Origin of the sequence: Variovorax nitratireducens (assembly GCF_051216545.1) — a bacterium.
Lineage (GTDB): Bacteria > Pseudomonadota > Gammaproteobacteria > Burkholderiales > Burkholderiaceae_C > Variovorax.
In genome coordinates, this window is record NZ_JBPJZO010000009.1 from 98,395 (window position 1) to 114,181 (window position 15,787).

Below are 15,787 nucleotides of genomic sequence, written 5' to 3' on the forward strand. Positions count from 1 at the left end.
GCGCACGGGAATCGTTGCCCTGAGGCAACAGGTCGCCTTTCTGAGTCAGGTAACTACGCTAGCACATAGGACCAGCGAGGTACTTGAGAAGATTCATGGAGGCGCGTTGGACGACAGTCGGCGTTGTCAGCTTTGACGCTCGCGAGCGCCCGGTTTTGCTTGCTCCTCCATGGCGTCACGTAGCCATCGCACGCTATGGCGCCGCGGTCAACCTTTTGAACGCGCTGAAATGCCGTATGGCCATTTGCGGCTTTCCAGAATCCGCGTACAGCAGCGCGGCGTTTCGATGCGCATCGAGAAGGTCAGGCTGCAGCCGCAGCGCTTCCTCATAGCTGGCCAAGGCTGCGTCCACGTCGCGGATTCCCTCCAATGCGACGGCCCGATTGAAATGCATGAGCGGATCGTCTGGGCAAAAGCGCAATCCGTTTTCATAAAGCGCCGCCGCGGACTCAAAGCGACCAGATTCGCACAGCATGAAGCCGAGATTGAGGTAGGCACTTGCGTGCGCGGGATCCTCCACGAGGATCTGTCGATAAAGCGCCTCGGCGGCCTCTGGCTGGATTTCCTCCAAGGCTTCGGCCTCGGCAAAACGGCCGTCGAGTGCGGCGGCAACGGCGCCGACATCGACCGCGCCCGGGAAAAATCGCATCGGGCTGCCGCCCGAGGCAATCTGGAGATCCAGGACGAATTGGCCGCTCTGGGGTTCCCAGTGCGCGTCACCAAACCGCACTGTCACGCGATCGCCCTGGGCCGTGATCCGCATTCCTTGCAACGGCTGTTCCACAGGCAGGGTCGCTTTGAGCTGACGCAGTGCCTTGAGGATTTGACGGGTAGGGATGCGCGCCGCGCGCAACTCATGCGCCGATCGAAGGAGTACCACGTCCTGAAACGAGAACGTCCAAGCCTTGCCGTCCTCCTTCACCGGTCTTACGAACCCGAGCTCGATGAGCTTGAGAACCGCATGACGAGAAAGTCCGAGCGTCTCCAGGATCCCTCGCAATGACCGCGGCGAATCGACTTGCGATCTCACTTTTTCATTCTCGCGCGAGGCGCTGGCACCGCGGCATCGGGCACGGGCTTCGGCGCGCGTTTCGCCTTGGCCGGCGGTGTGCGGATCGGCGTCACGACCAGGGTGTCCTTGGGCTGCGCGGTGCGTGGCTTCTGTGCGCCAGTGGATCGCTTTTCCAAACTGGCCATCAGCATCTGTGTCAAGTCGATGACCTGGCCCGAGGAGCCGCTGTCCTCGGGGTGTTCCGTCGCGATGATTTCCTCGCCCGCGATCTTCGCGTCGATGGCAGCGAGGATGCGCTTCCTCTCCTCGTCCTCGAACATCGACGGGTCATAGGTATCCTGGGAAATCTGCTCGATCAACTGCAGCGCCAGTTTCAACTCGGCAGCCGAAGGTTCGAGTTGTTCGATGTCGAGATCTTCGATGGAGCGAACCTCTTCCGCATACAACAGCTGCTGCAGGATCAGCCCACCCTCCTGGGCGCGCACCTGAACCACGTACTGTTTTGCCCTCCAAGCCCACTTTGCCAGCGCGCACCGGCCGCTCGCCAGCATCGCCTTTTTCAGCAGGTTGTACGGCTTGCCGCCGCGCTTGTCGGGCGCAAGGAAGTAGGGTTTGTCGTAGTAGATCGGATCCACCGCGTCAGCCGGGATGAACGCGACAATATCGATCAGGTGGCTTGCGCCTTCCTCGAGCGCCTTGAGTTCTTCCGGCTGGAAGATGACGAACCGATCCGCCTCGAACTCATAGCCCTTGACCATTTCCGCGCGCGGGACGATCTGCTTCGGATCGACGGCAGAGACGTACTGTTGCTTCACTCGCGTCCCCTCTTTGGACAAAAGATTGAAGTGAACCGAAGCCGCGCTTTCGGTGGCTGTGTACAGGCGAACCGGTATCGACACCAGACCGAAGCCGAGCGTCAGGGAAGCAATCGAACGTGCGGTGGCCATGGCTGCTCCTTTGTCAGGGGGAGATCAACATGCCATTTTTTCTGGCCTTCGAAAAGAGGCGGATGGCTCCTTTTACGCTCCGCCGCGTGAAGCGCGCCGGCCAGAAACGTCACCTTTTGTACCCGAGGCGCTTCATGGCCTGCGCCAGCGGTTGGCGGGTCTTCCAGTAGTCAGCCCATGGATCCACCGTTTGGAAGGACAGGTGCTCGCGTGCGGTGCGCACGTTCCATTGCGATCCACTTTTGATCGAGGCAAGGTTGTCCCAGGCGATCGGCATCGAAACGCCCAGCCCCGGCCTCGCTCGCGCAGCGAAGGCCGCGGCGGTCGTCGCGCCGTGGCCGTTGCGCAAATAGTCGACGAACAGTTTCCCCACCCGATTGCCTGGCCCGCTCTTGGCCACGAAGCGCGCAGGAATCGTCCTGGCCAAATGCTGCACGATGGCCTGAGAGAAGCCCTTGACGGTGTCGTAGTCGTACCGTGGCGCCAGCGGAACCACGACGTGCAGGCCCTTGCCCCCACTGGTTTTCAGCCACGCCGCGAGCCCGATGGCTTCGAGCATCGCGCGCACCAGGGTGGCCGCTTCCTGGATGTGCGCCCAGCTGGTGCCTTCGCCAGGGTCGAGGTCGAAGATCATCCGGTCCGGCTTGCCGATGTTTCGGACCGACGAATTCCAGGTGTGAAACTCGATCACGTTCATCTGGGCCGCACCGGCGAGCGCCTTGGCGTTGCCGATCTCCAGCAAGGCAGCGTGGCCCGGCCACAGGCCTTCGGGCAGTTCGGTGATACCCGGGATGCCGATCTTCTCGCCGTGCTTCTGGAAAAAAAGCTCACCCGTCACGCCAGTCGGGCCGCGCACCAGGGAGCAGGGGCGGCCCTTCAAGTGCGGCAGGATGAATTCGGCGACGGCATCGTAATAGCGCACCAGATCCAGCTTTGTGATGCCGGTGGTCGCGTCGATCACCCTTTCGCCATGGCTGACCTTGATCGACGCGCCGGACAGGGATGTGCCGGTCTTCTTTTGGGTTGCGGCCGCCGGCCCGCCAACGGCCTTGGGCCGCTCGCGCACGATGACCTTTGCAGGCTTGTCGTCGCGCAGCCCGATGAAGGAGGCATGACGGATGTGGTCGTCCGGCGTCCATTCCGCAAAGCTCACCTCTGCCAGGAGCTGCGGCGTCACCCAACGCTCGCTGCCCGCCTTGCGCTTCGACCACCGTCCAGGCTTCGACTCGCCTTTCTCGAAAGGCGAATTGGCGGCCGCGAGCGGCAACAGCTTCTGCTTGATCTCGCGGGCTTCCTCTGCGCTCCAACCCGTACCGACGCTGCCTGCCGAAACCAATTTCCCGGAGAAATCGTGAATGCCGAACAACAGGCTGCCGACTTGGTTGGTCTCGTCGATTCGGTCGGTGTACCCACAGATGACGAATTCCTGGCGCAATTGGCATTTGAGCTTCAGCCACGTCTCGCTGCGTCGGGAGACGTAGGGCGCGTCGGCGCGCTTGGCGATCACGCCTTCCATCTGCATCTGGCATGCGGATCGCAGGAGGGAGATCGGATCGGCATCGAAGTCGGCGCTGAACCTCACATGCTCCGTGGCCTTCTCCGCGAAAAAGTCCTTGAGCAGTTGCCGGCGTTCCCGCAGCGGCACTTGCCTCAGGTCATGGCCTTCGAAAAAGGGCGCATCGAACACGAAGAAGACGATGCGTTCGGCACCCTGGCGGCGGTCGAAGGCGTTTTGCAACGCATTGAAGTCCGGCGCGCCACTGGGGCCCAACACGACAATTTCCCCGTCCAGAAACGAAGCGCGAAGTCCCAGGTCGCCGAGCTCACCCACCAGCGAGGGCATCTTGGCTGCCCAGTCGTGGCCGCCACGCGTCATCAGCGCGACGCTGCCCTTGTCGAGTCTGGCCATCAGGCGATAGCCGTCGAACTTGATTTCATAAAGCCATTCGCCCACGGTAGGAACGCCCGCGGCCAGGGTCGCGAGCTGCGGCTTGATCTCGGCCGGCAGCGCCGTCTTGCGCGCACCCTCGAGGCGCCTGGACGCATTCGCGCGTTCGGGGGTCGGCACAGGGTCGGCCGCGCGGGGACCCGGCCTCTTGAGGGGCTTGGCGATCACGCTGTCCGGAAGGGCCGTCACCACGTCGTAGTCGGCGTGCGCGCGCGCATGCTGATCCTTCTTCTTGAACAGGATCCAGGGCTCCTGCCGCTCGCCGCCCTTGGCAATCTTGACCAGCTCCCAGAGGCCCTCGAGCTTCTGGCCGTGCAACTGGAACACCAGCTTGCCCGCCGCCAGCCCCGCGCGCGGGTCCCCCACTGGCTCCCAGGTGCCGTCGTCCCAGACGATCACGGTGCCTGCGCCGTACTGCTTCGGTGGGATCGTGCCCTCGAAGGAGGAATAGGAGATGGGGTGGTCTTCCACGTGGATGGCCATGCGCTTTTCCTTCGGATCGAAGCTGGGCCCCTTGGGCACCGCCCAGGAGACCATCACCCCATCGAGCTCGAGCCGGAAGTCGTAGTGCAACCGTGAAGCCGCGTGCTTCTGCACGACGAACGTGAGCGCGTGCGGGCTCGGCTGGCCGCCTTCGGCCGGCTCTGCCGTCACGGCAAAGTTTCGTTTGGCCTTGTACGTCGAAAGCGCGTCGCCTTTGGCCATCGGTTCCTCCTTCCTCCAAACGCGGCAGCGGGCGGGGGATCGGCGGCCTTCTACGCAGCCTTCCTAGCGCTGGCGCTCGTCTTCTTCGAAGCCGTCTTGCGGGCCGCGCCGGCGGACTTGGCCGCGGGCTTGGCACTGGGCTTCTTGCTCGCGGGGGCGTCGGCCTTCGTGGTCTTGCCGCCCTTCAGGCTGCGCTGGAGCAGCTCGGTCAGGTCAATCACATTCGAGCTTTCCTCGGGCGCCTCTTCCGCCGGCTGGATGACTGTTTCCGTATCGCCTGCCTTCACCTTCTTCTGAACGATCTTCATCACCGCGTGCTTGAATTCGTCCTTGAAGTCTTCAGGATCCCATCGGCCCGACATGTCGCCGACCAGTTGTTCCGCCATCTTCATTTCCGCCGCGGTCACGTTGGCACCTTTGACACCGGCCGCAGGCAGATCGAGGCCTTCCAGCGTTTTCACTTCGTCGCCCCACCGCAGGAGGTTGAGCACCAACGCCTTGCCCGACGGTACCAGTACAGCGAGGTGCTGTTTGGTCGCAATGACCACCTTGGCAAGGCCGACCTTGCCGGACTTGATCAAGACTTCGCGCAGGAGCGCATAGACCTTCTGCCCCTTGTTGATCGGCGCAACGTAGTAGGGACGCTCCAGGTACACGAAAGGAATTTCGTTGGCGTCGATGAAGCGCTGGATCTCGATGGTCTGGCTCGTGCGGGGATACGCAGCTGCAATCTCGTCGGGCGAGATCACGACGTACTTGCCATCCTCGTACTCGAAGCCCTTGACGATGTTGTCCTTGTCGATCTCCTTGCCAGTCTTCTTGTTGATGCGCTTGTAGCCCACGGGATCCATGCTGCGCTTGTCGAGCCAGTCGAAGTCCACGCCTTGCTCGATGCTCGCCGTGTGCAGGCCGACCGGAATGTGAACCAGCCCGAAAGTGATTGCGCCTTTCCAGAGGGTTCTGCTGCTTGTGGCCATGGGCATTTCCTTGACGCTGCACCGAAAAAATAGACGCCAGCATGGCTGGCGGCGCCAGCATCCTGTCGACCGGCGCACGGCGTTGTGGGACACGACCGGTGCCGTCGGGAGGACAGGCCGTACATCGCGCGTCCCACGACTCGTGAGTTTTCGGGGGCAGGGCGGCGCTTTATTCCAGCACGCCAAATCCGAACGCAGTCCGCCCGGTTGCCTTCGCGGGCGCCTCCTGTTCCCGATGCTTCGATCGAGTGGATCGGGCAGGGCGCTTGCGGGCTTGGCGACGGCCCGGCTCAGGTTCGAGGACACCCGGCGATCGCGGGCCGGTGTCCAGGTCGTCAATCAAGGATTGAAGCGCGACCAGGCCGTCGGCCATCGAGTCCTTGTAGGTCTTGGCGGCGTTGCGAGCGCGCTTCAGGACGCGCCATTGATCGGCATCGGCATCGGTGGCGTCGGCTTCGCTGAGCACCCATTCGAACGCGCCAGTGTGCGGCTCTTCGACATGCACCGAGATCCGCCGCAGGACGTCTTGCGCCTTCATGCTCATGCTCACTTCTCCTTGGATGCGTCATCAACGAAGTCTTGGCGGATCATGCCTTTGTCGAACGCGTTCGTGCCATCGGCATGGAGCCAATGGGAGGATCACCTCGGGAAATGGACACGCTCCTGAGCGCAGAAATCGAGCGTTTGAACCCGGTCGAACTACCATCGCCAGCGCTAGTGCGAGTTCATCTTCGAACTGCCCGCATAGGTCATCCCGTTTTTCCAAACTTCGCTCATTGAGCTCAGCAGTTCTGGCGGTATCCGCTCGTCTGCGGCCGCTACGACGAGGGTCCTGGCCATCGCATCGGCGATGCGTTGCAGGACTTCGGCCGGTTTGGCCACGCCGCAAACCCTGCTCCCGAATTGAAGCAACTCGTCGATGGTGGGGTACACCTTGGTCTGATGCTTCCCGGCAAACAGCTTGAGGGCCAGAGTCCTGTCTTCCAGCTCCGGCCCGCCCTCGTAGCGTGTGTAGCGATAGACCGCTGTCGTCACGACATCGAACATCGGTGCCAGGCGGCAGTCTGCTTCGGAGTGGTAGAGCACGCCGAAATTCTTCAGGTGCCCATCGCCGTTGCGAACCATGATGCTGAAGGCCACTTGCTCGAAGAAGCGAGCCAGGTTTTCGCTTGGAAGCTGGATGTACCGAAGAAGCTCGGCCACGCGCTGGTAGCTGCCGTGGTACTTGCGATCCGACTGGATGTCGCGCACCCGAAGACCCATCAGCGCGGCAACATCTTCGAAGCCGAGCCGGGTGCCGTCCTGCTCGATGTCGAAGCGGTCGACGAGCAGCATCTGACCATCGTGAGAGAGATCGAACGTCGGCGTCAGGATGCCCGCGGCGCGCGCCGCGCTCAGGCAGAGGAACTCGTTGGCCGCCAGGCCTGGAAAGGCCGGAGAGGCGGCCTTGACGATGAGGGTCGGGATATGAATGGTGGGCCGATCCGGCACCATGATCTTGGGCTGCATACCGGCAATACCTGCCCCGGTGCTGAGGTAGGCGCGAACCAGCTCGTCGAAGACACGCGGCGAGTACCGTGTTTCGAGCAAGGTCTGGCGGTCTAGAGGCACGGGCGCAGCCGCGGGCGGTTCATTTGGCATCCTGAAACCCAGGCGTCCGATGCCGTTCGATCCCACCAGGGCCAGCAGGTGCATGGGCGTGAGCTGCTGCTTCGGGAACATCGCGCGCAATCGCAGATAGAGGTCGCCCTCGGGAAGGTTTTGATCCATCACTGCGAACAGATCACCGTCCTGGTAGGTCGGCCGGCTGGGCGGCATGAGGAGGGCGACAGCGGGCTGTCTCGTCTCCGTGTCGGCGTAGCGGAACTCGTACACCGAATGCCTGAGGAGTTGACCCGCGGGCGCGCCGCCGATCGCGACGTCGATCTGCCGGATCTTCTCAGGCAGCATCGTCATCCTCATCGTCCTGCGCGAAGCGACGCTGCACGTCCTCCAGAGACGGCATCCCCAAACGCTCAAGGCGAATGGTCAGACCCATTGCGCGCAGGATGTCGAGCAACGAACCCACCGTGACATCCTCTCCGCGCTCCAGTCGATAAAGCACATTGCGGGCTCGACCCGAGCGATTCGCGATGTCCGTGGCTTTGAGCTTGCGGGCCTTGCGCTCAAGCTTGATGGCATTTCCCAGCTCCTGGGGGAGGCGAATTATGTCCTTCATACGCCACAATTATGGAGAATTAATTCGAAATGTCCACTATAAAGGACATTATCAAAGCAGAGTATCAGCCGATATTTCTCAGCGACGCAGCTTACGAAGCTTTGAATCAGATCATTGAGATCTGATGGAGTGTGGGCCGCTCAAGGTCTGAGGAATAGTTATTTAACGTAAGCATTCTTGCCAGTCACCCATTTGGATGGGGGGATTCGCGTTGTCCCAGAGCCGGCACTACAATACAGAAATCTGTACTCGCACGCCGAGATCAGGCTACCCCATGAAGACCACGCTCAACCTCAACGACTCGTTGTTAACCCAAGCCAAAGCGCTGGCAGTGCAGCAGCGTACGAGTCTGACGCGCCTGATCGAAGAAGGCCTCCAACTGCGCCTGCGCTCGCGCCCGTTTGAAAAGAAATCCGTGCGCCTTCCCATCTACCGAGGCAAGGGCGGTTTGACCCAGGGGCTCGACGGATTGAGCAACAAGGCAATGCTGGATATCGCCGACAGTGACGCCTGACGTTAACGTGCTGGTCGCTGCATCGCGCAGCGATCATCCGCACCATGTCGTGGCTCGCGCCTGGCTGGAAAACGCCCTCGCCAGTGCAACCCAAGGGAAGCTGCTGAAGCTGCAGCCTATGGTGCTGGCAAGCTTCCTTCGGCTAGTGACGCATCCAAAGATATTCGTTAACCCGACGCCGACGACTGAAGCCTTGCGCTTCTTGGACGTGCTGTTGGCTGCGCCGGGTGTGGAGCAACCCGCGCTCGGCGCCGAATGGCCCGCGTTCCGCAAACTGTGCGCTGACAAGGTGCTGGGTGCGAATGACTTACCGGACGCCTGGTTGGCTGCTGCAGTCATCCATCAAGGCGAGCATTTGGTCACGTTCGACGGCGACTTCAAACGGCTGCTATCGAGAGCGCAGTTCACGCGGCTCGCGGCGTAGCAGGGGCGCGCACGGTTTTCACTGCAAAAAGCCACGGCATGCTCGGCATGCACGGCGCTCTCGAAGCCAACCTGGCCATGCACGAGGCCGACCTGGTGGTGTGCACCGGCGCCCGCTTCGACGACCGCGTGACTGGCAAGCTCGACGAGTTCTGCCCGCATGCGCGCAAGATCCACAGGCGAATGTTCAATCGGGGTGGGCTGCGTCTATCGTGTCGCGGCAGCCCGCGACCTTGTGCAGAAGTTCAGCCAACAGGGCACGCTCACCGAAGCTGAGTCGAGACAGCATTGCCTCTTCGGTCTTCAGGATCGCCAGTGTCGCGCTAACGACGATCTGCTCGCCATGAGGGGTCAGGCGCAGGTGGTTCGACCGACGATCTGTCGCACTCGGTATGCGGTCCACCAAACCTTTGCCGGTAACCCGATCGAGCCACAGTGCCATGTTCGGCGTGGATATGTCGAGGGCCTTTGCCAGACTCGACGCAGTGCAGCCGGTGTTCTCGCGCACCAGCATCAAGATCGTGTACTCCAAGCGATGCAGACCGGTCTTTCGGCCGACGGCGGCATCGTAGATGCGGCTTGTTGCCACCGACGCCTGGGCAAGCTGGTAGCCGATGACTGATTTCAGCTGAGCCTCGGACAAGTTGCCACGGGGAGTGGTGTCAGGTCGAGCGTGTTTGTGAGCCATCCGCGCATTGTCGGTCACTGTCACGGGCTTCCCAGAGGTACTCGACAAGACGCGATGTATCTCCACAATGGAATCAAAATGTAAGCAGCCCATGGAAAACACTGACGCAAAGTAATTCCAGCGTGGAGTTAAATCTCGCCGCGGACGGTTGTTCTGGCGCCCGCGACTCACCCACAGGAGACAAGCAAATGCGCACTGGGATAACGGCCGCTGGCGTCGGCCTGACAACGCTGATTGGGCTGATGGCTTGTGGCGGTGGCGGTGGAGGAGGGGGCGGCTTCATTCCGCCCATTGCAGCCACTCCAGCTACCCCAGCTCCAGCTCCAGCTCCAGCTGCGCCCGCCCCGCCGGTCACACCAGTCACATCAGTCACACCAGTCACGCCAGTCATTCCGCAGCTCTCCGCTGCACAACCCGGCACACTGGGCGTCTGCACCACTCTTGCCAGCACGTTCTCCGCGCCCAACACCACGATCGACACGGCTGTTGATATCGCCGCCGGCGCGCTCAGTGTCGGGGGCAGCTCGGTGGCCGCACATTGCCTTGTCACCGGCAAGATGTACAGCCGAACCGGAAGCGATGGTCAGACCTATGCCATCGGTTTCGAAATGAGGCTGCCGCAGGCCTGGAACGGGCGCTTCTACTACCAGGGCAACGGGGGCTTGGACGGCACGGTGGTCACTGCGGACGGTGCTGGCACCGGTGGAGGGCCCCTGACCAACCCGCTCCTGCAGGGGTTTGCCGTAGTTAGCTCCGATGCCGGGCATACGGGAGCGCAGTCGGCAACCTTTGGCTTCGAACCGCAAGCTCGGCTCGACTACGGCTACCAAGCCGCGCAGAAGATCACGCCAATGGCCAAGGCGCTTGTCAAGTCCGCTTACGGAAGGCAGCCGGATCGTTCCTATTTCGGCGGATGCTCCAACGGGGGGCGCCATACGCTCGTCGCCACCTCCCGTCTGGCGGAGGAGTACGACGGTTTCCTGGCGGGCGCGCCGGGCTACAACCTGCCCAAGGCGGCGGTATCCCAGATCTGGGGTACCCAACAGTACGCGAAGGCGGCGACACCGGGCGCGATGACAACGGCGCCCCCGTTTCTCGGTGGCTTCCCGATTCCGGATCTGTCCACGGCCTTCACCACAGCGGAACGCACGACCGTTGCCAACAAGATCCTGGCGAAATGCGATGCGCTCGACCTGGCCACCGACGGTATCGTGTCGGACACCGCCAAGTGTCAAGCAGTGTTCAGCTTGAATGACGACGTTCCCACCTGCACCGGCTCGCGCGACGGGACCTGCCTGACAGCACTGCAAAAGCAGGTGGTGGGCGACATCTTCGCCGGCGCCAAGACGTCGACCGGCGCAGCGATCTACAACACCTTCCCGTTCGACCCGGGCATGGCAGGCTCCGACTGGGCGGGATGGGAATTCGTCCTGTCGCAGGTGCTTGATCCGTTGGCCGTGGGATCCGTGTTTGGCGTGCCCCCGGGGCCGCCTGTCGATGCGCTGACCGCTTCGATCGATGCGCTCACGGCATCCATCACCGCGACCAACGCAACCTTCACCGTATCCGCAATGGATTTCATGACGCCTCCCAACCCGTCGGACTTGTCGAAGCTCAAGAATCGCGGCGCCAAGGTCATGGTCTGGCACGGCGTAAGCGACCCCGTCTTCTCGTACGACGACTCCGTCACCTGGTACAGAAACCTGACCGCGGCGAATGGGGGGGATGCATCCAACTTCGCCAGGCTGTACGGTGTGCCGGGTATGAACCATTGCGGCAACGGGCCGTCGACAGACCAGTTCGACATGCTGAGCGCGCTGGTCAAGTGGGTCGAACAGGGAGCCGCGCCAGACTCGGTCATCGCGAGCGCAAGAGGGCCGGGGAACGCCGGTGGTGTCAACCCCGAGGTGCCATCAGCCTGGTCCGCCACTCGCGCGCGGCCTCTTTGCTCCTATCCGAAAGTCGCCCGCTACACGGGGACGGGCAGCCTCGAGTTGGCGGAGAGTTTTGCGTGTCAGTGACGTGATCGCGCGGCGGCTCGCTGAAGTCCGAGAGGAAGCCCAGCGCAGAAACTTCCACTCTCCGAATGAGATAGTCGTTCCACAAATACATCCATGAGTACCACCACCATGAGCTTCGCATTCCCAGAGTCGCTGCGCAGTTACGTCGAGCAACGGGTTCGCTCCGGACTCTATGGGAATACGAGCGAGTACCTTCGGAACTCATTCGCAAGGATCTTCTGCTGCTGCTTGCCAAGCCTTGCTTCCTGCCTCGACGGCGCCTGCGCTATTTCAGAGCCACGCCCGCGCCCATCTCGTCGAGCAGGTCGATGATCTGCTGCTCATAGGCCTTGAGCGGCCGAGAGTCACTCTCATCGGTGATTCCTGCGGGAATGCGGTCGCCGAAGAGCACGATCACTTCGGCACGGTTGTCGCGCTTCGACATCCAGTGCAGGCCCTGTGCATCCGGCATCGAACTCCAGATCCACTGGGCCCAGGTCCGCGTACGGCCGTAGTCGCCCTCCTCACCGGCGAAGAGATCCGAGAAGGTGAGTCCGGCCGCCCTGAGACCAGTGGCCGTCAGATTCACGAGCTTGAGCTCTGGCGTACGAATGCGGCTCAAATGCAGATGCGCCGCGTAGTTGGCCTCGAGGTCGTGCAGATAGCCGGTCGACGGCGTGGGAACGTTGTGCAAGACGATCTCTGCAATCGCCGCGTTCTCATTGCTGGCAGCGTAGATCGTGGGAATGGGCAGCCCCGTCAGGGGGTCGGTCAAAGGGCTGAAACGCGCCCAGCCGCGCCCCGAGTCATTGAAAGCGGTCGCCGCGTACTCGCCGGTGGTCGCATCGAATTTGTGCACCCGAAACCACACCCGCTCCTTGTGAGGCAGGAGACGGAAGGGGTGGTCGGGAGGGGGTAGACGAGGTGCTGCCGGACTAGCCATGCACCGCGCCCACCAAGTGCCGCTCTGCAGCCTCGATCACGACTTTTGCGTTGCGTTTCAACAGCTCGCGCGGGCGCTTGCCCTGGAGGGTGGCGTTGGTGGACTCGAACCATGATGCAAGTCGGAATGGCGAGTAGTCGGCCAGGATCGACAGCACCTTCTTGACCTCGGGGATGGGTCGCCAAGTTTCTCCGAAGAGGTAGCCGGGGTACATCTTCTTGCCTCGGTGGTCGATGGCGAAGACCTGTTTGTTCTGGAGCCAGCGACTCACTGCCGCGTGCGGGTTGGCCGCATCCGGGTCGAGCTTTCGGCCGATTTCCGCAGCCGAGAGCCATTCGGCCCCGTTCATGATCGCCTCCAGCGCCCGCATCTCGAGGTCGGCGCGGGTGGCTGCCGGGCGACGCGGTTCAAAGGCGTCCGCGAGATCTTGCAGGGACTCCTGCTCCACCTTGGCGATTGCCATGCGCACGCGCATCAGGAGCGCATCGTCCTGGGCGGCGGCGCCGCCGGTTTCCTCCACCCGAGAAACCTCCCGCATGATGAGACTCGTCGCAAGGCGCACACTGTCCACCATCGATGCGATGGCTGCGACGTCTCCGGCGGGCGCCCCTGCAGAGCCCGCGCGCGGGATGTCGGAGAGGCTCCTGCGAAGCGGGTGCTTGATCAACATGGATGTGAGAATCATGAGGCTATTTTACTTCTCTCGAATCTCACATGCAAGCAGCGAGTAATGCAAGCTTCCTGCTGCCCGACTTCCTGCAACCAGCCACCCCTGAAGCAGGCCTTGCTGGTTCACGGTTGTCTACTCGATCGATGAGTGCGAGATCGGCTTTGACCGAACTGGATGGCAGCGCCGGCCGTTTTCGCGCCCCGGCGGAGAAGTGCAGAACAACCTAGGGCATGTGTCGGTGGGGACGACGTCGATGTACCTCAGCACCGAACGAGACGAGAGGTCAAAAGCGATGCGTAGCTTCTGGCGAACCACCACCGTAGTCAGCGACGCGGGAACACGGTAGGTTGTGAGGCTACCTCCGGCACGTGCCACTTCAGAACAACACCTATCTCAAGTAGTAGATTTTTTCCGAGCGTCGAGCACGAGGCAACTAGGTACCCCGGATCGCGCGCGCGCCAGAAATTGCGCTGCCGAGGCGAACGTCTCCGGTTGCCATCCGGCGTTTTGGATCAGCAGTTCCAGCGACTCGCGGACCGAAACGTCATCGTCGACCGCGAACACAACGGGCATGGCATCGAACGCGATCGAGACCTTCGAAATGTCGAGCTGCATTCTGTTCGCATGCATGTGAATCTCCTCAGGGGCTCTTGTCGGTGGCAACTGGCTCATCGCGCGCCAAGTGCTGCATCAAGTGCTGCGATCAATGCGGTCTCGCTGAAAGGCTTGAACAGGCATTCCACGGCGCCTTGTGCGATTAGGCGTGGACGGATCGCCCCGTCATTGTGAGCCGTGATGAAAACGATTGGAAGCTCCTGATGTCGCCGCGCCAGTTCGCGCTGCAACTCGGGCCCAGTCATGCCGGGCATCGCGATGTCGAGGATGAGGCATCGCGTCCGACCGACGCAATCGGATGCGAGAAAAGCGCCGGCCGAAGTGAACGCTTCGGCCGCATAGCCAAGCTCCCTCAGCAGATCGGGCAACGACTCCCGGACTGATTCGTCGTCGTCGACAACGCAGACGAATGCCCGCTCTTGTGGAACGGCATCACTCATGGCTGCACGCGATCAGCCAACACCGAAGGGCCTCAGCACGAAACGCCGCGCTAGCTCGGTCTTCATTGCTTCTCCCAACATTGGTGCTCGGGCCTCAGAGTGCCGCGAATGGAAAAATGGGTCAACGATACCTTGGTATTGGTACACCTGTTTTCTCTAGCCATTGCTAGCGCTTTGTGGGGAAATATGACCCCACCTCATAGGAGAACAGTCGTGTTCAACGCCATTTCCGCGTCATCGCCAGTTGCTCGCAATAGCTACCACCCAGAACTGCTGGATGACCCAGGGCACGCTTGTGGATTCTTTCAAAGTGAAGACGAAGAGTACGAGGTGCTGCTGCCCTTCATCAGGGAGGGCTTGGGATCAGGAGAGCGCGTCGTTCACGTCATCGGGCCCGGGAAGCGCGAAGAACATCTGGGACGCCTCACTGCGGCCGGTATCGAGGTCGAAATTCCGTTGTTTCGTGGCCAGCTGGTCGTGATCGACTGGATTCAGCCCTACTTGCCAGACGGCTCCTTCAACCAGGACCGGACTTCGGCGAACTTCGCAATAGTACGGAATCAGGGCAGGGACTTGGGCTTCCCAAGAACGCGTGTGATCTGTCGATCGAAGAGCGGGTTGGCATTGAGGCCAAGCTTCGCGAGACCGTCGCGGCGCTCGACGCGGCCGTGGAGGACAACCGACGGATGATCGATGCAATTCCCGTTGCAGCCTGGCGAACAGAACCCGACGGGTCGGATGGGCCAATGCATTCGATCCTGACGAAGACGCGATGAACACTGGACTCGCATGCGAGCTGAAGGCGAAGAGGGCGAAGTCGAATTGCGAATGCGTCGGCACGATGGCGTCTGGCGCGTGCATCCGGAGGATAGGCCGCGGTTCGTGGAGAGCATCGCGCTCGCCCGAACCGGAGTCGCGAACCATGAATACGACATTCGGCTGCAGATGTCTGACGCTGCCGTCAAACACATCCGGGCCAGTGCCCATGTCAGTGTCGACCGCGAAGGTGGCAAGGAGCTCGTCGGGGTGATGCAAGACACCACTGCCCGGACACTGGCCGAGGAGGCGCTGGGAAAGATTCGCTCCGAGCTTTCGGAAATGACGAAGGTCTCGCATGCGAAGTCATCACTCGTCTGCGCGCCATGTTTGCGAACAAGGATCCGGAGTTCGATGCAGTGAACATTAACGAGGCTACGCGTGAGGTTCTTGCACTGTCGGTCGGCGACTTGCAGCGCAATCAAGTCCTCCTGCGCACCGATCTGGGCTCCCGTCTTCCGAACGTGCGGGGTGATCGCATCCAGTTGCAGCAGGTCTTCCTGAATCTGGTCCTCAACGCCATCGAGGCGATGGCCGACGTCGTCGGTCGTCCAAAGCATCTGGTAGTCCGCACGAGGCTCGACGGGGACGCCAACGCTTACTTGAGCGTCACGGACGTCGGCGTCGGGTTTCAGCCCGGAGACGAGGAAAAGATCTTCAGGGCTTTCTACACCACCAAAAAAACAGGCATGGGCATCGGTCTCTCCGTCAGTAGCACGATCGTCCAGCGCCATGGCGGCCGCATCTGGGCGACACCTATTCAAGACGGTCCGGGAGCCACATTCTCGGTCTCTGTTCCCGTCCCCAGAAGCGGGTCGTGGGGCTGGTCCACTAGATCACGTCCACCATGAGAGCTATTGAGCTTACCAAT

Annotated in this window: 18 protein-coding genes and 1 pseudogene; 7 read left to right on the forward strand and 12 right to left on the reverse strand. The window is 61.8% G+C overall.

The features are described from left to right. Window positions 1-193 precede the first annotated feature (193 nt). From ACSFA8_RS19805 to ACSFA8_RS19835, 7 genes are all read right to left on the reverse strand, one after another. The gene (locus ACSFA8_RS19805) at window positions 194-1,030 is read right to left on the reverse strand and encodes a tetratricopeptide repeat protein (protein ID WP_435481187.1); all 837 of its coding nucleotides are present in this window, start codon (window positions 1,028-1,030) and stop codon (window positions 194-196) included. Then, a complete protein-coding gene (gene ku, locus ACSFA8_RS19810) occupies window positions 1,027-1,959 on the reverse strand; it encodes a non-homologous end joining protein Ku (RefSeq protein WP_435481188.1) in 933 nt (310 codons plus the stop codon). Before ku (ACSFA8_RS19810) ends, ACSFA8_RS19805 begins: the two co-directional genes overlap by 4 nt. Window positions 1,960-2,068: 109 nt before the next feature. Beyond that, a complete protein-coding gene (ligD, locus tag ACSFA8_RS19815; protein WP_435481189.1) occupies window positions 2,069-4,612 on the reverse strand; it encodes a DNA ligase D in 2,544 nt (847 codons plus the stop codon). 50 nt (window positions 4,613-4,662) lie between these two features. Continuing rightward, window positions 4,663-5,589, reverse strand: coding sequence for a non-homologous end joining protein Ku (gene ku, locus ACSFA8_RS19820; protein WP_435481190.1), 927 nt, complete (start codon window positions 5,587-5,589; stop codon window positions 4,663-4,665). A 169-nt stretch (window positions 5,590-5,758) separates the two neighbouring features. Beyond that, window positions 5,759-6,133, reverse strand: a complete 375-nt coding sequence (locus ACSFA8_RS19825) for a hypothetical protein (RefSeq protein ID WP_435481191.1) — start codon at window positions 6,131-6,133, stop codon at window positions 5,759-5,761. 170 nt (window positions 6,134-6,303) lie between these two features. Continuing rightward, window positions 6,304-7,545 carry a type II toxin-antitoxin system HipA family toxin gene (locus ACSFA8_RS19830; RefSeq protein WP_435481192.1) on the reverse strand — a complete coding sequence of 414 codons (1,242 nt, stop codon included), beginning with the start codon at window positions 7,543-7,545 and terminating at the stop codon, window positions 6,304-6,306. Continuing rightward, on the reverse strand, window positions 7,529-7,807 hold the full coding sequence (locus tag ACSFA8_RS19835) for a helix-turn-helix domain-containing protein (RefSeq protein ID WP_435481193.1): 279 nt from the start codon (window positions 7,805-7,807) through the stop codon (window positions 7,529-7,531). Before ACSFA8_RS19835 ends, ACSFA8_RS19830 begins: the two co-directional genes overlap by 17 nt. A 274-nt stretch (window positions 7,808-8,081) precedes the next feature. Here ACSFA8_RS19835 and ACSFA8_RS19840 point away from each other — a divergent pair, with 274 nt between their 5' ends. From ACSFA8_RS19840 to ACSFA8_RS19850, 3 genes and pseudogenes are all read left to right on the forward strand, one after another. Next, window positions 8,082-8,321 (forward strand): DUF6364 family protein, encoded by a 240-nt coding sequence (locus tag ACSFA8_RS19840; RefSeq protein ID WP_435481194.1) that lies wholly within the window; start codon window positions 8,082-8,084, stop codon window positions 8,319-8,321. Beyond that, complete coding sequence (locus ACSFA8_RS19845) at window positions 8,311-8,745, forward strand: TA system VapC family ribonuclease toxin (protein WP_435481195.1); 435 nt, start codon at window positions 8,311-8,313, stop codon at window positions 8,743-8,745. The genes ACSFA8_RS19840 and ACSFA8_RS19845 overlap by 11 nt, the downstream gene beginning before the upstream one ends. 35 nt (window positions 8,746-8,780) lie before the next feature. After that, window positions 8,781-8,921: pseudogene (locus ACSFA8_RS19850) on the forward strand (hypothetical protein); the annotation flags it as partial. A 10-nt stretch (window positions 8,922-8,931) separates the two neighbouring features. Here the strand turns inward: ACSFA8_RS19850 and ACSFA8_RS19855 are convergent. Then, the gene (locus ACSFA8_RS19855) at window positions 8,932-9,456 is read right to left on the reverse strand and encodes a MarR family winged helix-turn-helix transcriptional regulator (RefSeq protein ID WP_435481196.1); all 525 of its coding nucleotides are present in this window, start codon (window positions 9,454-9,456) and stop codon (window positions 8,932-8,934) included. A 164-nt stretch (window positions 9,457-9,620) separates the two neighbouring features. On the opposite strand from ACSFA8_RS19855, the gene ACSFA8_RS19860 reads away from it, so the two are divergent. After that, window positions 9,621-11,453 (forward strand): tannase/feruloyl esterase family alpha/beta hydrolase, encoded by a 1,833-nt coding sequence (locus tag ACSFA8_RS19860; RefSeq protein ID WP_435481197.1) that lies wholly within the window; start codon window positions 9,621-9,623, stop codon window positions 11,451-11,453. A 265-nt stretch (window positions 11,454-11,718) separates the two neighbouring features. Here the strand turns inward: ACSFA8_RS19860 and ACSFA8_RS19865 are convergent, their stop codons facing one another. From ACSFA8_RS19865 to ACSFA8_RS19880, 4 genes are all read right to left on the reverse strand, one after another. Next, entirely contained in the window at window positions 11,719-12,291 is a 573-nt protein-coding gene (locus ACSFA8_RS19865; protein ID WP_435481198.1) for an RES family NAD+ phosphorylase, read from the reverse strand. Window positions 12,292-12,367: 76 nt separating this feature from the next. Then, the gene (locus tag ACSFA8_RS19870; RefSeq protein WP_435481199.1) at window positions 12,368-13,060 is read right to left on the reverse strand and encodes a hypothetical protein; all 693 of its coding nucleotides are present in this window, start codon (window positions 13,058-13,060) and stop codon (window positions 12,368-12,370) included. Between the two features lie 378 nt (window positions 13,061-13,438). Then, window positions 13,439-13,660: a response regulator transcription factor gene (locus tag ACSFA8_RS19875; RefSeq protein WP_435481200.1), complete on the reverse strand. Its 222-nt coding sequence runs from the start codon at window positions 13,658-13,660 to the stop codon at window positions 13,439-13,441. Window positions 13,661-13,713: 53 nt separating this feature from the next. Then, on the reverse strand, window positions 13,714-14,100 hold the full coding sequence (locus ACSFA8_RS19880) for a response regulator (protein WP_435481201.1): 387 nt from the start codon (window positions 14,098-14,100) through the stop codon (window positions 13,714-13,716). A gap of 213 nt (window positions 14,101-14,313) precedes the next feature. Here ACSFA8_RS19880 and ACSFA8_RS19885 point away from each other — a divergent pair, with 213 nt between their 5' ends. The 3 genes from ACSFA8_RS19885 (at window position 14,314) to ACSFA8_RS19895 (ending at window position 15,767) form a co-directional block, all read left to right on the forward strand. Next, window positions 14,314-14,790 carry an MEDS domain-containing protein gene (locus tag ACSFA8_RS19885; protein ID WP_435481202.1) on the forward strand — a complete coding sequence of 159 codons (477 nt, stop codon included), beginning with the start codon at window positions 14,314-14,316 and terminating at the stop codon, window positions 14,788-14,790. Window positions 14,791-14,889: 99 nt separating this feature from the next. Beyond that, window positions 14,890-15,279, forward strand: coding sequence for a hypothetical protein (locus ACSFA8_RS19890; RefSeq protein WP_435481203.1), 390 nt, complete (start codon window positions 14,890-14,892; stop codon window positions 15,277-15,279). Next, entirely contained in the window at window positions 15,243-15,767 is a 525-nt protein-coding gene (locus ACSFA8_RS19895; protein WP_435481204.1) for a sensor histidine kinase, read from the forward strand. The genes ACSFA8_RS19890 and ACSFA8_RS19895 overlap by 37 nt, the downstream gene beginning before the upstream one ends. Window positions 15,768-15,787 lie beyond the last annotated feature (20 nt).